The 18,283-nt window shown below is 59.8% G+C and carries 20 protein-coding genes; 16 read left to right on the top strand and 4 right to left on the bottom strand.

All coding sequences use genetic code 11. From position 1 onward, the window contains the following. Nucleotides 1–33: 33 nt before the first annotated feature. Nucleotides 34–798 carry an SDR family oxidoreductase gene (locus PHU01S_RS18945; protein WP_127509223.1) on the top strand — a complete coding sequence of 255 codons (765 nt, stop codon included), beginning with the start codon at nt 34–36 and terminating at the stop codon, nt 796–798. 289 nt (nt 799–1,087) lie between these two features. Next, nucleotides 1,088–1,375 (top strand): hypothetical protein, encoded by a 288-nt coding sequence (locus tag PHU01S_RS18940; RefSeq protein WP_127509221.1) that lies wholly within the window; start codon nt 1,088–1,090, stop codon nt 1,373–1,375. Between the two features lie 140 nt (nt 1,376–1,515). Here the strand turns inward: PHU01S_RS18940 and PHU01S_RS18935 are convergent, their stop codons facing one another. Next, nucleotides 1,516–1,956 (bottom strand): VOC family protein, encoded by a 441-nt coding sequence (locus tag PHU01S_RS18935; protein WP_049868931.1) that lies wholly within the window; start codon nt 1,954–1,956, stop codon nt 1,516–1,518. A gap of 260 nt (nt 1,957–2,216) precedes the next feature. Here PHU01S_RS18935 and PHU01S_RS18930 point away from each other — a divergent pair, with 260 nt between their 5' ends. The 5 genes from PHU01S_RS18930 (at nt 2,217) to PHU01S_RS18920 (ending at nt 7,106) form a co-directional block, all read left to right on the top strand. Continuing rightward, nucleotides 2,217–2,600 (top strand): VOC family protein, encoded by a 384-nt coding sequence (locus PHU01S_RS18930; protein WP_246029278.1) that lies wholly within the window; start codon nt 2,217–2,219, stop codon nt 2,598–2,600. 75 nt (nt 2,601–2,675) lie between these two features. Beyond that, on the top strand, nt 2,676–2,801 hold the full coding sequence (locus PHU01S_RS26925) for a hypothetical protein (RefSeq protein WP_281279812.1): 126 nt from the start codon (nt 2,676–2,678) through the stop codon (nt 2,799–2,801). A gap of 108 nt (nt 2,802–2,909) precedes the next feature. Further along, complete coding sequence (locus tag PHU01S_RS18925; RefSeq protein WP_246029277.1) at nt 2,910–6,341, top strand: OmpL47-type beta-barrel domain-containing protein; 3,432 nt, start codon at nt 2,910–2,912, stop codon at nt 6,339–6,341. A 141-nt stretch (nt 6,342–6,482) separates the two neighbouring features. Then, entirely contained in the window at nt 6,483–6,623 is a 141-nt protein-coding gene (locus PHU01S_RS26415) for a hypothetical protein (RefSeq protein WP_218032474.1), read from the top strand. 87 nt (nt 6,624–6,710) lie between these two features. Further along, nucleotides 6,711–7,106: an MmcQ/YjbR family DNA-binding protein gene (locus PHU01S_RS18920; protein ID WP_049868935.1), complete on the top strand. Its 396-nt coding sequence runs from the start codon at nt 6,711–6,713 to the stop codon at nt 7,104–7,106. A gap of 130 nt (nt 7,107–7,236) precedes the next feature. Here PHU01S_RS18920 and PHU01S_RS18915 read toward each other — a convergent pair whose 3' ends face one another. Further along, nucleotides 7,237–7,644 carry a VOC family protein gene (locus PHU01S_RS18915; protein WP_049868936.1) on the bottom strand — a complete coding sequence of 136 codons (408 nt, stop codon included), beginning with the start codon at nt 7,642–7,644 and terminating at the stop codon, nt 7,237–7,239. 236 nt (nt 7,645–7,880) lie between these two features. Between PHU01S_RS18915 and PHU01S_RS18910 the strand changes: the two genes are divergently transcribed. The 4 genes from PHU01S_RS18910 to PHU01S_RS18895 all read left to right on the top strand — a co-directional run bounded on the left by PHU01S_RS18910 (nt 7,881) and on the right by PHU01S_RS18895 (nt 12,899). Next, nucleotides 7,881–9,710 carry a LytS/YhcK type 5TM receptor domain-containing protein gene (locus tag PHU01S_RS18910; RefSeq protein ID WP_127509210.1) on the top strand — a complete coding sequence of 610 codons (1,830 nt, stop codon included), beginning with the start codon at nt 7,881–7,883 and terminating at the stop codon, nt 9,708–9,710. After that, the gene (locus PHU01S_RS18905; protein ID WP_164763115.1) at nt 9,707–10,693 is read left to right on the top strand and encodes a LytR/AlgR family response regulator transcription factor; all 987 of its coding nucleotides are present in this window, start codon (nt 9,707–9,709) and stop codon (nt 10,691–10,693) included. Before PHU01S_RS18910 ends, PHU01S_RS18905 begins: the two co-directional genes overlap by 4 nt. Before the next feature lie 326 nt (nt 10,694–11,019). Next, a complete protein-coding gene (locus PHU01S_RS18900; RefSeq protein ID WP_127509204.1) occupies nt 11,020–11,361 on the top strand; it encodes a DUF485 domain-containing protein in 342 nt (113 codons plus the stop codon). Then, the gene (locus PHU01S_RS18895) at nt 11,358–12,899 is read left to right on the top strand and encodes a solute symporter family protein (protein WP_021881715.1); all 1,542 of its coding nucleotides are present in this window, start codon (nt 11,358–11,360) and stop codon (nt 12,897–12,899) included. Before PHU01S_RS18900 ends, PHU01S_RS18895 begins: the two co-directional genes overlap by 4 nt. 135 nt (nt 12,900–13,034) lie before the next feature. Here PHU01S_RS18895 and PHU01S_RS18890 read toward each other — a convergent pair whose 3' ends face one another. Both PHU01S_RS18890 and PHU01S_RS18885 read right to left on the bottom strand, forming a co-directional pair. Next, nucleotides 13,035–13,220, bottom strand: coding sequence for a hypothetical protein (locus PHU01S_RS18890; protein ID WP_127509201.1), 186 nt, complete (start codon nt 13,218–13,220; stop codon nt 13,035–13,037). A gap of 137 nt (nt 13,221–13,357) precedes the next feature. After that, a complete protein-coding gene (locus PHU01S_RS18885; protein ID WP_127509198.1) occupies nt 13,358–13,732 on the bottom strand; it encodes a VOC family protein in 375 nt (124 codons plus the stop codon). 254 nt (nt 13,733–13,986) lie between these two features. On the opposite strand from PHU01S_RS18885, the gene PHU01S_RS18880 reads away from it, so the two are divergent. From PHU01S_RS18880 to PHU01S_RS18865, 5 genes are all read left to right on the top strand, one after another. Further along, nucleotides 13,987–14,967, top strand: a complete 981-nt coding sequence (locus PHU01S_RS18880; RefSeq protein WP_083436388.1) for a C40 family peptidase — start codon at nt 13,987–13,989, stop codon at nt 14,965–14,967. A 298-nt stretch (nt 14,968–15,265) separates the two neighbouring features. Continuing rightward, complete coding sequence (locus tag PHU01S_RS26410; RefSeq protein ID WP_218032473.1) at nt 15,266–15,412, top strand: hypothetical protein; 147 nt, start codon at nt 15,266–15,268, stop codon at nt 15,410–15,412. Nucleotides 15,413–16,131: 719 nt separating this feature from the next. Then, nucleotides 16,132–16,584: a MarR family winged helix-turn-helix transcriptional regulator gene (locus PHU01S_RS18875; RefSeq protein WP_174806384.1), complete on the top strand. Its 453-nt coding sequence runs from the start codon at nt 16,132–16,134 to the stop codon at nt 16,582–16,584. 93 nt (nt 16,585–16,677) lie between these two features. Continuing rightward, the gene (locus PHU01S_RS18870) at nt 16,678–17,622 is read left to right on the top strand and encodes a ring-cleaving dioxygenase (protein WP_127509192.1); all 945 of its coding nucleotides are present in this window, start codon (nt 16,678–16,680) and stop codon (nt 17,620–17,622) included. Between the two features lie 8 nt (nt 17,623–17,630). Continuing rightward, nucleotides 17,631–18,245: an alpha/beta hydrolase gene (locus tag PHU01S_RS18865; protein ID WP_174806383.1), complete on the top strand. Its 615-nt coding sequence runs from the start codon at nt 17,631–17,633 to the stop codon at nt 18,243–18,245. The last annotated feature ends 38 nt before the right edge of the window (nt 18,246–18,283 follow it).

Here is an 18,283-nt window from a genome sequence, read left to right as displayed (position 1 = left end):
CTTAACAGGCAAGCCAAATAAGGAGATGAAAGCATGAGCAGGTTGAGAGGAAAGATCGCTTTGGTAACCGGCGCAAGCAGGGGAATCGGCCGCGGCATCGCGTTGCGTCTGGCGCAGGAGGGCGCAATCATTGCCGTGCATTACGGCAGGAGGCGCAATGAAGCGGAGGAAGTCGTGGATAAGATTGTACAAAATGCAGGCGAAGCATTTACGATCGGCGCCGACTTAAGCACCCTTGACGGCATTCACGGCTTATTTGCGAAATCGGATGAGGCCCTGCGGAAACGTACGGGCGATAATCGGTTTGATATTCTTGTCAATAATGCGGGTATCGGCCAGATGGTATCCCTAGACGAAACGACGGAGCAATCGTTTGATGAAGTCATGAACATCAATGTCAAAGCTCCGCTGTTTGTGACTCAGCAAGCATTGCTGCGCCTGAAAGACGGAGGACGCATCATCAATCTCTCTTCATTTGTTACACGCGCAGCCTCTCCCAGTGTTTTCACCTACAGCGTATCCAAGGGCGCAGTCGACACGCTTACCCGCGTCTTGGCCAAGCAGCTGGGGCATCGCAATATTACGGTGAACGCTATCCAGCCGGGCATTATAAATACGGAAATGAATGCGGGCACTTTGCAGGATCCCCTCGGACAGAAATCCGCCGCGGGCCTCTCCACCTTCAACAGATGGGGGGAGCCGGAGGATGTGGCGGATATCGCCGCCTTTCTCGCCTCATCGGACAGCCGTTGGGTAACCGGTCAATGGATCGATGCAAGCGGCGGATCTCATTTGTAAAGGATCCTCGACAACCAGCTTTTTCCTAAAGCCGTATGGGAATCAAGAAGCCCCCCTAGACAAAGGATACGAACCTTAAGTGTGAAGCCGATGACTGCGGCGAGGGGGTGTTTTCTTGCTTGGCTGAGAGCCGGAAAAGGGAATGATCGGCAGAAAGAAAAGAAAATGAGACGGAAATGAGACGAGAAAGAGGGAATCCAGCCTTTAGAATGGAAAAATAGAAAAATATAGGAACCTTTGCGGCAAACCGGTCGTTGGATGGGTAAGAAGAAAGAGGAGGCGAGCAGCGATGCGTGAATACAGACTATTGGACGATAGTATTCTGATGACCGACGGCCGAAGCCTATGGCTGAAGAGGCTGGGCAGGAAGCCGGAGCCGGTGACGGCGGAGGACATCATGCCGGATCTGCTTGAGCTGCTTGAAGCGCAAAGGGTAACCAAGGTGGCCAAGCTGCAGATGGAGCTGGCTCACGCCCTGGACGAATCGATGAAGCTCGGAGCTGAAGAGGAAGCGAAGACGGTTCTGGAAGCATACCGGCCGGTGCTGGAGGAACGGGATTCGATTCAATCCATTTAGTCAAACGCAGAAAAGACGACCCGGGAAAAGAGAACGTCCCGGACCGTCTTTTTTATTTATGCGGAGAAGAGAAAGCTTGATCATTTTTCGTTTGAAATTCCTGCAGCATGCTTTTTTCCAAGCAGCGGTCCATGCTTCGCTTAGGCAGTCGGCTCGGCTTGCTGGCCCTGCTCAGCCATGGCGGCCATATCCATATGGAATACTTCCCATAGATGGCCGTCGACATCCTCGAAGCTTCGGGTATACATGAAGCCGTGATCGGAGGCATCGACCGTCGCTTTGGCGCCGGCTTTCAGGGCGGTCTCGTAGATCTCGTCCACCTTGGCCCGGCTGTCCGCCGTAATGGAGATGATCGCCTCTGCGGTGCGGGAAGCATCCGCGATCTCTTTGTTGACGAACTTGGCGAAGAAGGGCTCCGTCAGCAGCATGACGAAAATCTGCTCGCTTACGATCATGCAGGCGGCGTCGCTGTTCGTCATGTCCAGGTTGAAGGCGAAGCCGACTTCACGGAAGAATGCCATTGACTTGTCCAGGTCCTTTACGGGAAGATTGACAAAGATCATGCTCGATGCAAGAGACATCTTTGATCACCTCATCAGTGGATTTGACTGTAGTATATCTTCTTTGCCAGGGTGCTGTTTCTCATGGATTGCTATGATTCCGCAGGCGGCAATCCGTGGGGTCCGGCTGCGGGTGCGTTGCCCGGCCTTGCCGTTCCAAGCAGGATGCCGGCATGGCTGCGACGGCCGGCCTTTTTTTGCATTCGGCGTCATGAGGGCAGGCTCTTTGGCCGACATGGCAGATCCTATCCAATCCTACTAGAAAGCCGGGAGAGACCATGCTGCATCACTTGGAATTGTATGTATCCGATTTGGAGGCTTCGGCCGGATTTTGGGGCTGGCTGCTTGGAGAGCTGGGCTACGAGCCCTATCAGCGCTGGAAGCAGGGACGAAGCTGGAAAAAAGACAGGTTCTACCTCGTTCTGGTGCAGGTGGAGGAGAAGCACCGCGACCCGGCCTACCACAGGCGCAAGGTAGGAATAAACCATGTGGCCTTCCACGCCTCGTCCCGCGAACAGGTCGACCGCCTTGCGGCAGAACTGGCTTCCCGGGGGACGGTCATGCTCTATTCAGACCGCTATCCTTATGGCGGAGGAGAAGGGCATTACGCCTTGTTCTGCGAGGACCCGGACCGGATCAAGGTCGAGGTCGTGGCCCCGGACTGACGGAGGCGAGGCGAGCCGGCGTCTGATTTGGCACAACTGGGTCTGATCAGGGAGACTGGGTCTGGTTTGCGCTTCATGAAATTTGCGCTGGACGCCTGGACCGCTCGGGAGAGCGGTTTTTTTGCTGTCCGCAATAAAGGTGAAAATGGAGCCATGCAAACCGATGCTTATTCAAATGTTTACAGAAATTTATCTGAGTAACAATAAAATTTAGCTGACAAATGACTATCCGAAAACATTTTCCTGATATATTCTATTTCTGCCGGGAGATTAACAGGATATTCCGGCTCAACCGGAAAGGGGATAATGATGAGGACGAATTCGGTATGGAAGAGAAGATTGCTGCATGCGGCGATTGCCGCCGCTGTGCTGGTGCCGACCCAGCTGACGGCTTGGGGCGGGGGCCAGGCGCATGCCGAGGGACCCGCGGATCCAGCGCCGTTCATCAAGGCCAAGGTCGTCAACGGCAATGCAGGGAAGAAGGTCTTGTTCGACAATACGCATGCCCAGACGGCCGGCGCGGCGGACTGGGTCATCGACGGAGGCTTCTCGGACTTCGGCAACGCGCTCGCGACAGCCGGCTTCGATGTCCAGGAGCTCCGCAAGTCCCCCCCGATTACCCTGGCGGATTTAAGCCCTTATAACGTCTTTGTTACCGCCGAGGCCAACGTTCCGTTCAAAACGAGCGAGCAGGCGGCCATGGCCCAGTACGTCCAGAACGGCGGCAGCATCTTCTTCATCGGCGACCACTACAATGCCGACCGCAACAAGAACCGCTGGGACGGCAGCGAATCGTTCAACGGCTACCGCCGCGGAGCATGGGACAACCCTGCGAAGGGGATGAGCGCAGAGGAAGCCGCATCTCCGGCCATGCAGGGCGTTCAGAGCTCCGACTGGCTGGCGGACAACTTCGGCGTGCGCTTCCGCTACAACGCGCTCGGAGATATCAACGCGAACAATATCGTGGCGCCGGACCAGGCGTTCGGAATCACCCAAGGAGTATCCTCGGTAGCGATGCATGCCGGCTCCACGCTGGCGATCATTGACCCGGAGAAAGCCAAAGGCATCGTCTATCTGCCCAAAACGAGCGCCAAGTGGGGCAGCGCCGTCGACCAGGGCGTCTACAACGGCGGAGGCATCGAAGAAGGCCCATATGTGGCCGTCTCCAAAAAAGGCGCGGGCAAAGCCGCGTTCATCGGCGACTCTTCGCCGGTCGAGGATGCGACGCCGAAGTATCTGAGAGAGGATACCGGAGCGAAGAAAACGACCTACGACGGCTTCAAGGAAGTGGATGACGGCAAGCTGCTCGTCAACCTCGTGAACTGGCTTGCCGCTTCCGAAAGCTATACGAGCTTGTCCCAGGTATCCGGCCTGAAGCTGGACAGCCCGACGCCGCTGCTCGCCATCGAGAATCCGGCGACCTCCACGGAGCCGCAGGCCGAGCCATGGGCAGCTCCGAACGCCGGCTACAAATGGTATGATTCCACCACGTTCCGCGCAGGGTCCTACGGGGTGAAGAGCAGCCCGACGCCGACGCCGACGTCGACCGTATCCCCGACACCGACGCCGAGCACGACGCCTACGCCTACTCCGGCGCCCGGCACGGTCGGCTACGACTTCGTCTCGCAGGCGACGCTTCCAAACAACGGCAGCGAATTCCAGATCCGCGTGAACGCTAGCGGCCTGACGCCGAGCAGCACGTTAAGCGGTTATTCGCTGGGCATCTATCTGACGGCCAGCGGCACGCAGATCGCCCAGGTGCAGAACGATGACGGGACCTGGCCGAGCGCGTATGCATACAGCTCCGCGTTCAGCCTGACGACGGACAGCGCGGGCAGCGCCACCAAGGTGCTCAGCGTCCGCATCAAGTCCGGCTCCACAGGAGCGGCGAATCTGCGCTTGCGCCAGAACAGCACCAATCTCAAGACCGTCGCGGTCACGCTCGGGAATGTCCAGCCCGAGCCGCTGCCGACGCCGACTCCGGCGCCGACAGCGACGCCGGCTCCGACCAAGACGCCGACCCCGACCGCTACGCCGACTCCCAAGCCGGCCAAAGTAACGCTGTCGGACGCAAGGACGCTGCCATCCGGCAGCGTCGTTTCCGTTGAAGGCGTCATCGTCAGCGAGCCGGGCATATACGGCGGCGGAGAATCCTTCTACTTGCAGGATGGGACGGCAGGCATTTACGTGTTCCAGAGCGAGCCCGGCTTTCACGCCGGCGACGTCGTGGAGCTGACGGCGGAGACGGCCGTCTACAACAGCGAGCTGGAGCTGATCAACCCCGACTCCATCGTAAAGACAGGAACGCAGGAGCTGCCTTCGGCCGCCGCGGCCGACACCGTGACGGCAGCCAACCAGGGCACTCTGATCGCTGTCGGCGAAGCGACAATCGCCAATCTGGCGGCCGCCGCCCCTACGGGCTCGTTTGAATTCGATGCCGTGAAGGACGGAGCTTCCGTACGCGTGCGGGCTGATGTCCGGACCGGCCTGAGCCAGGACAGCTTCCCGTACCATGAGGGTGACCGCGTGCTGCTGCAGGGCATCTCCTCCGTGTTCAAGGGCAGCTACCAGCTGAAGCTGCGCGGGCCTCAGGATATCGCCCTGCCGGCCGATACGGCCGCGCCGGCGACGACGGCTTCGCTGTCCGCCGAGCCCAATGCCGCAGGCTGGCATCAGGGAGACGTGACGGTCGTTCTCGAAGCGGCGGACGACCGGCCCGGCAGCCTGAAGACGTTGTACAGCCTCAACGGAGGCGCTGAGACGACCTATTCGGCTCCAGTTTTTCTGTCGAGCGAAGGCACGAATACACTGCGTTATTATTCCATCGACGCCGCCGGCAACAGGGAAGCGGCTCAAGAGCTGGCCGTACGCCTCGACAAGACCGTGCCGAGCGCCGTTCTGACGCAATCGGGAGGCCCTGTCGCCGATGCGGCCTTCACGGATACGCTGAAGTTCGAGCTGCAGGCTTCGGATGCCCTCTCCGGCATCGTCTCCTCCGAGCTGCTGCTGGACGGACAAGCGCTCGCCAGCGGGACGCCGCTGCTCGCTGCCGATCTGGGTCTTGGCGCGCATTCCGTACGTTATATCGTGAAGGACGCCGCCGGCAATACGGCGGAGCAGACGACCGCCTTCAACGTGACCGAGGGCGCCGCTTCCGCCAAGGGAGTACCCGGAACGCCCGTGCTCAGCGACAACAACGGGCATGTCAACGGGCTGCGCGACGGCAGCTACAAGGTGACGATGAACATGTGGTGGGGCAACAACGGCAGCATTTACAAGCTGTACGAGAACGGCAAGCTGATCCGGACTGTCGTGCTGACGGATGCATCCCCATCCGCCCAGACGGCGGCGACGGAAATTGCCGGCAAGTCCAACGGCACGTATGTCTATACGGCCGAGCTGATCAATGCCAAGGGAACGGCGCGCAGCGCTCCGCTGACCGTCCAGGTGACCGACGCGAATCCCGGCAAGCCGGTGCTCTCCCATGACAACTGGGACGGCGACGGAATCTACCGTGTGACCGCCAACATGTGGTGGGGAACGAACGCAGCCGAGTACCGCCTGTATGAGAACGGCACGCTGATCGATGCCCAGGCGCTGAAAGCGGCTACGCCGGCGGCCCAGTCGGCCTTCACGGACATTTCCGGACGTCCCAAAGGCACATATGTGTACCGGGCGGAGTTCGTCAACGCAGCGGGAGCCGCTTCCAGCGAGACGATTACCGTAACGGTCAACAGGTGAAGATGCCGCTTCGGCCGGCTTCTCATGCAACAGGATTTCTCCAGATCCCTCCGGGGATCTTTTTTTGTTCCGAGGCCAGCCGAGGGCGCTGCTTCCGCCCAGGAGCTCCGGGGACTCCGGTGCTCAGCGGCAACGGCGGGCATGCCACGCCGCGCAGTCCGGGCTAACCCGGCGCTGGGATTGGAGCGGAGCATGGCTGCGCGTATAATGAAGCAAACGGCCTACGGGGAGTTCTTCCGGAACGTGCAGCCGGCTGCGGCGATGGTTGTCGTGAGGCGCTGATCGATCCGCGGCTTCTGATACAGATCGAGGCGGAAGCCACCGTAGGGGAATGAACGCGAGAACGACTGGACAGGGGAGGAAAACGCAATGAACCATGAAAAGCTGATCGAGCTTGGCCTCGGCTACCCGGGAGCCAGCGTGAAAACCCCTTTCGACCCTGATATGCAGGTGCTGTACGTGAAGGACAAGATGTTCGCCCTCTTCGGACGGCATGCCGAATGGGAGAGCGTGAACCTGAAGACCGATCCGGAAGAAGCCTGGCTGCAGCGGGAAAGCTACCCGGATGCGGTGCTTCCGGGATACCATATGAACAAGCGGCACTGGAACACGGTCGTGCTCAATGGAAAAGTTCCCGGCGATACCGTCCGGCAGATGCTGCAGGAAAGCTATCAGCTCGTGGTGGCCAAGCTCCCCAAGCGGGTGCGGGCGGAGCTCGCCGGAAGCATGAAGCGGGACATGCCGGGCGGCGGGCGGGAAAGCTGACTACCCGGCCTCATAGGAGCCTCGCTTATAGGAGCCTCGCAATCGATCCATAGAATCAATAGGCCGACACAAGCGGAAAAAGCCCGGGGGGATCCCGGGCTTTTTAAGGGAGAAAAAAGCTCTGCATGGATCAGCCTGCCTGAGAGGCCTCGGTCGTAATCATCCAGAGAACGCCGTATTTGTCCGTCACTTGACCGAAAAGAGTTCCCCAGAAAGCCGGTTCCAGCGGATGTCCGATCGTTCCGCCTTCCGCCAGATTGGCGAAGGCTTTGCGGGCCTCTTCCTCGTCGGCAAATTCAAGCGACAGATTGAGGTTGGTGCCGGGATGGACGGGGCGGAACGAGTCCGACAGGAAGATCGTCACGCCTGCGGCGACGAGCGCCAGATGAAGCACCTTGTCCTTGAGGCTTTCGTCCTTGGCGCCCGGCATCTCGCCGTAAGTCATGACGGACAGGATTTCGCCTCCAAGAGCCTCCGTATAGAATTCCGCTTGCGCTCTCGCGTCCTCCGAATGCAGGTAAGGGTACAGCTTGGCCATTCTGCTCATCCTCTCTCGTTTTCGCTCATGATTTTTTGCTCATGAATACAGTGTACCTGAACGGCTTCGTTCCGGCTTCTCACGGATTGCTATAGATAGGATTCCACTTTTTGTGTTCATCAACCTCCATGCACAAAATAACTAGGCAAATAATTGCGGGGCGGGATAAAATGGACTCAACTCCCATTTTGTTCTTGATAGCGCTGTCAAACTTGCCGGAGCGAAGGAGTGGAGCCATGGAGCCCTATACCCGGGTGCTCATCGAGCGGATGGGCATGCTGCTGATCGTCATGTTCATCATGACTCGGCTTCCGCTCTTCCGCATGCTGCTGGATCGAGCGGTAACAATCCGGACAGGCCTGCTGTTCACGCTGATGTTCGGACTTATCGGCATTGCCGGCACATACTCCGGCGTCGTCGCCGGCACGGACGGCATGCAGGCCGCTTTCTGGATCAGCCGGCTTGAGCCCGGCCAGCTGCTGGCCCACTCGGCTCTGATCGGGGTCGTGCTGGCCGGCCTGCTCGGCGGCGCCTACGTCGGCGCCGGAGCGGGGCTGATCGCCGGGCTGCATGCTGCGGCGCTCGGAGGGCTGGCTGGCGGCGCCTACCTGGTCTCCACGCCGCTGATCGGCCTGCTGGCGGGACTTGTCGCCCGTTTCTTCTACGAAGAGAGGATCATCGCTCCGATAAAAGCCTTTTTCATCGGCGTATTCGCACCCATTCTGCAGATGGGCGTCATCCTCATCTATACGACCTCCTCGCCCGAGGCGGTCGCTCTCGTCAACAGCATCGGCATGCCGATGGTGCTGTCGAGCAGCCTTGGCATCGCCCTCTTCGTCGCGATGATCCAGGTCGCGCTGAAGGAGCAGGAGCGGTCAGGCGCGCTGGAGACGCAGCGCGCGCTCGCCGTTGCGGGAACGGTGCTGCCTCATCTGGAGCAGGAGCTCACGGTGGAGAGGGCGTCTGCCGCTGCCCGCGTGCTTGCGCTGGCGCTGCCGGCCGATGCCGTCGCCGTGGCGGATACGGCTTCGATTCTTGCTTACACCGGTTCCGGCTCCCGCAGGTTCGAGCCGCTGCATCCGACCGGCTCGCCGTTATGCGTGCAGGCTGTCCGCACAGGGAGCACGGTCGTCGCCGAGCTGCGTCAGGAGGAGGACGAATCCGCCTTGCGGGCGCTGGCATCGAAGCGCGGGAGAGCGGTCATTCCGGGCTCCCTCCGCAAGGACGGGTTGAAGCGGCTCGCAGCCCGCGAGCCTGGCGCCGTCATCCTGATTCCTTATCAGCAGTCGGGGCGGACGGTCGGCATGCTGCAGCTGTATTACCGCAACCGCCGTCTCATCCGCAGGGTGGAGGAGGAGTTCGCCGCGGGACTCAGCCGGCTGATCTCAAGCCAGCTGACGCTGGCGCGGGCGGCAGAGCTGGAGGTGCTGACGAAGGAAGCGGAGCTGCGTGCTCTGCAGGCGCAGATCCATCCCCATTTCCTCTTCAACACGCTGAATTCGATTGTCACGCTTATCCGCACGCAGCCGGAAGCGGCCAAGGGGCTCACCTATCAGCTGGCCCAATTCATGAGAGCGAGCCTGCGGACCGCCCAATCGCCGCTGATTCCGCTGGAGCAGGAGCTCGAGCAGCTTGGAATCTACCTCAATATATTGCGGGTTCGCTTCGGGGACCAGATGAGGCTGGAATGCGACGTCTGTCCGGATGAGGCGGGAATCCAGATTCCGCCTTCGACGCTGCAGCCGCTCGTGGAGAACAGCATCCAACACGGATTGCGCAGCGTCAGAAGCGGCGGAATCGTCAAGGTGACGCTTCGGCGGGAGCCGGGCTGCCTGTCCATTGCCGTGGAGGACAACGGCAGCGGCATCGACAGGACGGCGCTGTCCAAGCTCGGCGCGGCCCCTTTGCAGACCGCCGATCCGAGGGGCAACGGCCTCGGCGTCTACAACGTGAATCAGAGGCTGATACGGCTTTTCGGGGCCGAATCCTCCCTTGTCTATGAGAATTTGCCTGCGGGCGGATGCCGGGTGGCCTTCCGCTTGCCGCTGGAAAGGAGAATCGGATGAAGCTGACCGTGCTGATCGCCGAGGATGAGAGGCTGGCCCGCGAGGAGCTTGTATACATGCTTTCCAAGGAGCCTGATCTGGAGCTGCTGGAGCCGGCCTGCAGCGGCAAGGAAGCGATGGAGGCCGTCCTTGCCCGGCGCCCGGATGCCGTCTTCCTCGATGTGGAAATGCCGGAAATGACCGGCCTGCAAGCGGCTCGCGCCCTGATGGAGGCCGGCAATCCGCCGCTCTTCGTCTTCACGACGGCATACGACCACTATGCGGTCGATGCGTTCGGAGTCGAGGCGGTGGATTATTTGTTGAAGCCCTACGATGAGGAGAGGCTTCGGCAGGCGCTGCGGCGGCTGCGCGAGCGCAAGCAGAAGGGCATGACTGAGCAGCCGGCGGGAGGGGGAGAGGCCGGCGCATCCGCGGCGGAAGCGGGACATGCAGCCGTTCCCGCTGCGGATTCGGGAAGGAAGCCGGCCACGGCTGCAACTGCTTTTCCTGCGGCTGGTGAGGACGCCAGGCATGGCGGAATGGGTCCGGCCGCCGGTTCCGCCGGGGCGGAGAGCGGGCAGGCCGGGGCAGGAACGCCAGCCGGGACTGCCGCATCCGCAGCGCCTATGCCGCTTCCGGCATCCTCTGGTCCTGCTGCCTCGCGGCGGATCCGTCTGCTGATCGAGGACGGGGGGAAGATGGTCGTGCTCGACGGCCGCTCCCTGCTGTTCGCCGTCAAGGAAGAGAAGCTGACCCGGATCCGGATGGCGGACGGGAACGAGTATACCGCTCGCCAGACGCTGCAGGAGCTGGAGGAGCGCCTCGGTGCCGGTTTTTTTCGGCCGCACCGGAGCTACCTCGTCAACCTGGACTATATCCGGGAAATCCAGCCCTGGTTCAACGGAGCCTACAACGCGGTGCTCAAGCATGCGGAGGAGATCCGCATCCCGGTATCCCGTTCCGCCGCCAAGGAAATGCTGCGGCTGCTGGAGGAAGGCGGATGATCGCAGCTCGGCATTGGGCCTGGAACGGCGGAAAAGCTCCATGCCGGCGCCGGCCGGCGAGAGCCGGAGCGGGGACTTCCAGCAAGGCCTGCGCTCTGCTTCCGCATCGGAAGCGGAGCTTTTTGTTCGATTCCATGGAGTTCGTCGTTCCGGGCTGCCCGAGCGGGATTGCGGCCGCTCATCCACTGACTTCGGCAACCGACCGTTCGCAACCGCATTTCATCCATTCAGGAGGCGGAATCAACATTTCGCGACACAAAGCTCCGGAGGCGGAGAGCTGGCGTGTATAGTAGGAATAAAGCGTTTTCATAAGAGGAGGATGCCAAGTGGCCAAAGCTCCGCTGACCTACAGCGACGTAGCCCGTTCGGATTCGTTTCGTGCCTTGTTGCGGAAGAAAAAGCAATTCCTGCTCCCGATGACCCTCTTTTTCCTCGCTTTCTACTTTACCCTGCCCATCCTGACCTCCTACTCCAAGGTGCTCAACGAGCCCGCGCTCGGACCGGTCTCCTGGGCATGGCTGCTCGGAACGGCGCAGTTCATCATGACCTGGACGCTTTGCACCGTCTACAGCCGCAAGGCGGCCAAGTTCGACGAGATGGTCGATGGCATCAAGGCCGAGGTCGCGCGCAGCGGCCAGGCCCATGAGAAAGGGCGGAAAACTTCATGAACACGGCGTTCCTGCTGTTCCTGCTCATTGTTCTCGGCACTCTGGTCATCACTTATTACGCTTCCAAAAAATCGAAGACCGCGAGCGAATTCTACACCGCCGGCGGCGGCTTGACCGGCTGGCAGAACGGACTGGCCATCGCCGGCGACTACATGTCGGCCGCTTCCTTCCTCGGCATCGCCGGCATGATCGCGCTGTTCGGCTTCGACGGCTTCTTTTACAGCATCGGCTTCCTCGTCGCCTATCTGGTCGTGCTCTATCTCGTCGCGGAGCCTTTGCGCAACCTGGGCCGTTATACGATGGCCGACATGATCGCCGCGCGCTTCAATCAGCCGCAAATTCGCGGCGTGGCGGCGCTGAACTCCATCGTCATCTCGATCTTCTACATGATCGCCCAGCTCGTAGGCGCCGGCGGCCTGATCGCCCTGCTGATTCCGAGCCTGGATTACACCACCTCGGTCCTGATCGTCGGCGTGCTGATGACCGTATACGTCGTCTTCGGCGGCATGACGGCGACGAGCTGGGTGCAGATCATCAAATGCGTCCTGCTCATGGCGGGAACGCTGATCATCTCCCTGATCGTATTCGCCAAGTTCGACTTCAACATCGGCCACATGTTCACAGAGATGAAGAGCGCAACAGGCCTGAAGGAGGCGTTCCTGAACCCCGGCAACAAGTTCAAGAACGGCCTCGACACGATCTCGCTCAATCTGGCGCTTGTGCTCGGCACAGCCGGCCTGCCGCATATCCTGATCCGCTTCTTCACGGTCAAGGACGCTCCGACCGCTCGCAAATCCGTCGTGACGGCGACATGGATCATCGGCATCTTCTACATCATGACGCTGTTCCTCGGCTTCGGCGCAGCCGCCTTCGTCGGCGAGGAGACGATCGTGAAGGCCAACGCCGCCGGCAACATGGCCGCTCCGCTGCTGGCCAAGGCGCTCGGCGGAGAGTTCCTGTTCGCCTTCATATCCGCCGTCGCCTTCGCCACGATCCTGGCGGTCGTGGCCGGACTGGTCCTGTCGGCCGCCTCGGCCTTCTCCCATGACTTCTACAATCATATCCTGCGCAAAGGCCAGGCCAAGGAAAAGGATCAGGTGCGCATGGCCAAGCTGGCTTCCGTCGGCGTCGCGGTCGTCTCCATCGTCCTGGCTCTCTTCGCCCAGAAGCTCAATGTCGCCTTCCTCGTCTCGCTGGCCTTCGCCGTCGCGGCAAGCGCGAATCTGCCGGTCATCCTGTTCACGGTATTCTGGAAGCGGTTCAATACAGCGGGAGCCATAACGGGCATGCTGACCGGCCTGATCTCGGCCCTGTTCCTCGTCATGATCAGCCCGAACGTCTGGAACCCCGTCGCAGGCAAAGCCATTCTCGTCGGTACACCGCTCATCGACCTGACGAACCCCGGCATCATCTCCATCCCGCTCGGCTTCATCGGCGCGTTCCTCGGAACGTTCCTCTCGTCCAAGACGAACGCAGCCAAGTACGACGAGGTGCTGGTCAAAGCCAATACGGGCATATCCGATCTTCCGACCTCATAGGCTTGGAACGCGAAGCAAGCCGCCTTCTCCATCAACGATGGAGAAGGCGGCTTTTCATAGTCGCGGGCTGGATGTGATTGGAAGATGATCAGGCAGAGATCCATCCTCGCTTGAGAATGGCGGAATGGCGGAAGCTTAAGGCATCGGCGTAAACGAGGGGAGGAAGTTGGCCAGCCAGCTGCAAAAGAAGACGCCTGACAGCACGATCGATAAGCCGATTGAAGCCGCTTTGGGGATTCCGGGAATCTTTCCGAGCAGCTTGGCCGCGGCCGCCGTGCCTGCTGCCGTTCCCGTGAAGCAAAGGAGGAGCAGGAGTCCCATGAGCTTTCACCTCGATCCTTGATGAAGATTCTTTTTAGATAGGACGGTTTTCGGCCTCCGAAAATATCAAGCCAGCCCGAATTTCGCTCCGCACCTTCCCGCTTGAAGGCAGAGCCGTTTGGAGATGGAGAAGGTAATCAGAGCCTTTCCATGAACTCCAGCCGATTGCCGAAGGGATCGCTGCAATAGAAGCGTCCGATTCCTTCTTCGGCGCGCATCTCGTCCTCTTGGACGGAGATTCCGCTTTCCTCCAACCGAAGCCGCAAGGCATCCAGCCCGCTCACGCCGAAGGCGGGATGGGCTTTCGCGGCGGGAACGAAATCCTTTTGCACGCCGATATGGATCTGATGCGTTCCGCACTGAAACCAGACGCCGCCCCGGCTCTGCAGGGCAGCGGGCTTGGGCAGCTCGGGCCAGCCCAGCACACCCCCGTAAAAGGCGCGTGCTTCGGCTTCTCTGCCGGCTGGTGCGGCAAGCTGCGCATGATCAATGCCGTGAAATGAGTACCCCATGAAAGGTTGGCCTCCTTAACAAAGGAATGGAATGAAAGAGAAAGCGGGAATCCAGCTTGAGTAGGGCGTTTTAGTTTCAAATAGTAAAACCATTTTTTATCATTCGAATTTAGTCTACCTCTATTTCATAAAAATTCCATCTCTCTGCGTATAATTCCAACTCCCGAATCCACTCTAAGAACAGATCGGAGCCGCAGCGTCGACCGGATCGACGGTCGGAGCTGCGGCTGCATTCCAGAGCATAGGGAGTGGACATGATGGCACAAAGAAAATGGCTGCGAAAAAGCTTGAAGCCGGCCTTCGTGCTGGCCGCTGCGGCCAGCTTGGCAGGAGGCTGCGGCACGGCAGGAGAGAGGCCTTACAATGATTTGAACATGCGCATGCAGAACATGCAGCAGCAGCTGGGCGCCGGGACGATCAAGGTAGGCAAGCAAAGCGTCTACCAAGTCCCGATGACGGAAGCGGACGGCAAGGTATGGATTCCGCTGGAGCATGCCGCACGCGCCGTCAACATGAAGGTGCATTCCATGCGCGACGGTTATGCGATCGGAGATACGGACGCGGCGTACAAGGTTCGGATGGGCGACGTCAATGCGGTATCCGGCAGCCGGACGGTCGATTTGCCGGATGCTCCGCGCTCGATCGGCGGCCAGCCCTGCATTTCATCGGATTCGCTGACGACGCTGCTCGAGACGCCGGTCCGCTGGAACGCCAAGACGAGGGAGCTGACCGTCGCTCCGCTTCAGGATTCTCCGAAGGCCAATACGCAAAGAGGCATCACCATGCAGATGACGGATCCGACCGGCCTCCGCAGCGGCGGCTCCCTGCTGCCGTTCTCCACGGGAAGCGCGCAGGAGCTGCTGAAGCTGGCCAAGCGTTTCCTCGGCACCCCGTATGATTTCGGCGCGGGCAGCTATGCCTCTACGAAGAAGTTCGATTGCTCTTCCTTCACCCAATACGTCTATGGCAAGTTCGGCGTCGAGCTGCCCCGCACATCGCGGGAGCAATCCCAAATGGGGCGGACCGTCAGCGAGTCCGAGCTTCAGCCCGGCGACTTGATGTTCTTTTACACGCCGGGGCGCTACGACAGCAACAAGGTGGTCGGACATGTCGGCATCTATGCAGGCAACGGGAAGATTGTCCAAACTTACGGGGATCCGGGCGTCGTCGTGGACGACTTCAACGACTATTGGAAAGGTCGGTTCCTGTTCGGCAAGCGCGTGTTGAGCAGCTAGACGTCAGGGCCGCTGAACAGGAGGGCCGCTGGAAGGCCGCTGAACAGGAGGGCCGCTGGAAGGCCGCTGGAACAGGGAAGGCCGCATGCGGTGATTTCGTGACACGGTCCGTGTCAGGCTCCGATTGCGGACGGGAAAAAACGTCCGATGCCAACAGACAGCCGGCTATAAACAGGCTTTCCTGGCTTCATGCCCGGATGCGGAAGCACTGCGGATATCATGTGAAGCAGCGTCGACAGGGTTGAAGTATTAAACACAAGTACGGAACCGCGCCTTTTGTCGCTGCGGTTCCCTTTTTTTGTTCGAACAAATTTGGTTTGATATCGGCCTCAAGCCTGTCTTGCTGTTTTTGATTTCAATGGGACTGAACGACATCGGCGTGGATTTTCCTTGTCGTCGATGGGCCTGGCAGGCGGCTGCTGCGGCAGTCCCGGCGGCTGAATAGGCCTTGGGGGTAATTGTCCTGTTGACCGCCTTCACTTCGCTCATGCTCTCATGCGGCCCGCAGTTTTCTTATTGGGGTTGAACCAAGCCCTAATGTCTATCTCAGCGGGTTTCTCTTTTTTGAGTCGGGAAAAGACTTGCGGTACCTTTTTCACAGCTTCATGAGGCTCGGACTTAAGCGGATTACGGCTTCAAAAGGTTGCTAATAATGGCTATCGGACATACGATCCGCTATTTCGTCGAATCTCGGCCACTAGGCTTTCTACCGGACATACGATCCGTTATTCTCCCCTTAGCTACCGCTATCCAAATAAAAATTCGCAAATAACGGATCCTATGTCCGATAATGACCGAAAATCCGTCATTTCGTTGTAATAACGGAACCTATGTCCGATTGCCCGGATTGCCCAGCGCCTCCGCGTCCATCTAATCGGCCTTGAAAATTCTTGCTCTAGTCTCGCCAGCCAAACCGACAATAACGAGCTGTTTCAAAGGACGGTTTCCCCTGCAGCCGGAGTGTATTTCGGCAATGAAATCCTTCGGGAATTGCCGTTCCCCTATTCCAAGTGCAGGCGGAAGCAGCCTATGTGTTTGGGGAGCAGAAGAGATTGAAGCGTCGTTCAAAATAAGTCCGCGGAAAGCGGTTGACAACGACTTCGAAATGATTTATCTTTAATTCAAGATAATTAAATTAAAGACATTTAAGGGGCGATGAACATGATGGAAGCGACGAGGGAACCAGATGATCAGGCGGCATCGCTCAAGCTGTTCGTCGTCCTGTCCAAGGCCTACCGGACGATCATGGATCTGGCGATCAAGGATATGAAGAAATACGGCTTGTCGCCATCCGAATTCACCGTGCTGGAAGTGTTGTACACGAAGGGGCGCGTGCCTCTGCAGCAGATCGGGGAGAAAATTCTCGTGACGAGCGGCAGCGTGACCTACAACATCGACAAGCTGGAGAAGAAGGAGCTGCTGAAGCGCATCCCATGCGAGGATGACCGAAGAGTGACGTTCGCCGAGCTGACCGAGCAGGGAAGGCGGCTGTTCGACTCCATTTTTCCTCAGCATGCCTCGCTGATCCACTCGTTGACGGCCGGACTCGATCCGGAGGAGAAGGAGCTGGCGGCATCGCTGCTGAAGAAGCTCGGACGCGGGGCGGAGAAGGGATAGAATCCCGCCCCTCGGAAAATCGCCTTTCACAGTGAATAAACAGCCTTCGCAGGTCAAATACTTTAACTTTAAGATAATCGGGAGGAACTTACGATGACACTCGCAACCAAGGGCATCCACCATATCACCGCTTTCGCTACCGATCCGCAAGGAATCGTAGACTTCTACGCCGGCGTGCTCGGCCTTCGCATGGTCAAGAAAACGATCAACTTCGACGCTCCTGAAGTGTACCACCTCTACTTCGGAGACGAGCATGGCAGCCCCGGCACGATCCTGACTTTCTTCCCTCATCCGGGCTCGCGCAAAGGCCGCGTCGGCGGCGGCCAGGTCGGCATGACGACTCTGGCGGTGCCTCCCGGCTCGATGGCGTTCTGGGAAGAGCGGCTGACCCGCTTCGGCGTCGAGACGTCGAAGGCCGTCCGCTTTGGAGAAGAGCTGCTCCAATTCGCGGACCGCGAAGGTATGCTGCTGGAAATCGTCGAACGCGAGCAAGGACCCGAGAACAGCTGGAGCTTTGGCGGCGTGCCGTCGGACAAAGCCGTAAAGGGCTTTGGCGGAGCGCTTCTGTACAGCACGAATTCGGCCGCGACGCGCCGGGCACTGACCGACACGCTTGGCCTCAAGGCTGCCGGCGAGTCCGACGGCTTCGCCCGCTTCATCGGCGAAGGCGAGCTCGGCAACATCGTCGACGTACCGCTCGAGGATGTCGAATATGGCAGCGGAGGCGCGGGAACGGTGCATCATATCGCCTGGCGCGCGAAGGACTTCGCCGAGCACGAGCAGTGGAGAGCGGCAGCGGCGGCCGGAGGCTTCCAGCCGACGCCGGTCATCGACCGCCAGTATTTCAACGCGGTGTACTTCAGGGAAAGCGGCGGCATCCTGTTCGAGATCGCGACCGATCCGCCGGGATTCGCAGTGGACGAGGCGGAGGACCAGCTCGGCGCCAAGCTGATGCTGCCGGACTGGTACGAGCCGCACCGGGAGCAGATCGAAGCCGGCTTGCTGCCGATCACGGTTCGCAGCCTGGGGGAGGAATAATCATGAGCATGGTCCATTTCTATAAGGAAGGCCGCAGCCAAGACGCCCCGACGCTGGTATTGTTCCATGGAACAGGAGGCACGGAGCATGATCTGCTGCCGCTGGCGGAGCTGATCTCTCCGGAGTCGGCCGTGCTGTCGGTTCGCGGCAGCGTGCTGGAGAACGGGATGCCCCGCTTCTTCCGGCGGCTGGCGGAGGGCATCTTCGACGAGGAGGATCTTGTGCGCCGCACGGGCGAGCTGAGGGATTTCCTGGACGAGGCAGCCGCCAAGTACGGACTCGACCGATCCAATATGATTGCCGTGGGCTATTCCAACGGAGCGAACATCGCAGCAAGCCTGATCTTCCATGAGGCCGTTTCCTTCCGCGGAGCGGCGCTCCATCATCCGATGGTTCCGCGCCGAGGTTTGAAGCTGCCGGAGCTGAACGGGCTGCCGGTGTTCATCGGAGCCGGCACGAACGACCGGATCTGCCCTCCTCATGAGACGGAGGAGCTGAAGTCGCTGCTCGCCGGAGCTGGATCTGACGTCGACCTTCACTGGGAGAATTACGGCCACCAGCTGACGGGCACCGAGGTTGAAGCGGCTGCGGCATGGTTCTCCAAGCATTTCCGCCAAGGCTGAGCTGGAGCAGATCAATTATTCATGTGGCTGAATACTTT

The organism is Paenibacillus humicus NBRC 102415 (assembly GCF_004000905.1).
In the GTDB taxonomy this organism is placed as follows: domain Bacteria; phylum Bacillota; class Bacilli; order Paenibacillales; family Paenibacillaceae; genus Paenibacillus_O; species Paenibacillus_O humicus.
This window is presented reverse-complemented; position numbering and strand designations above follow the sequence as displayed.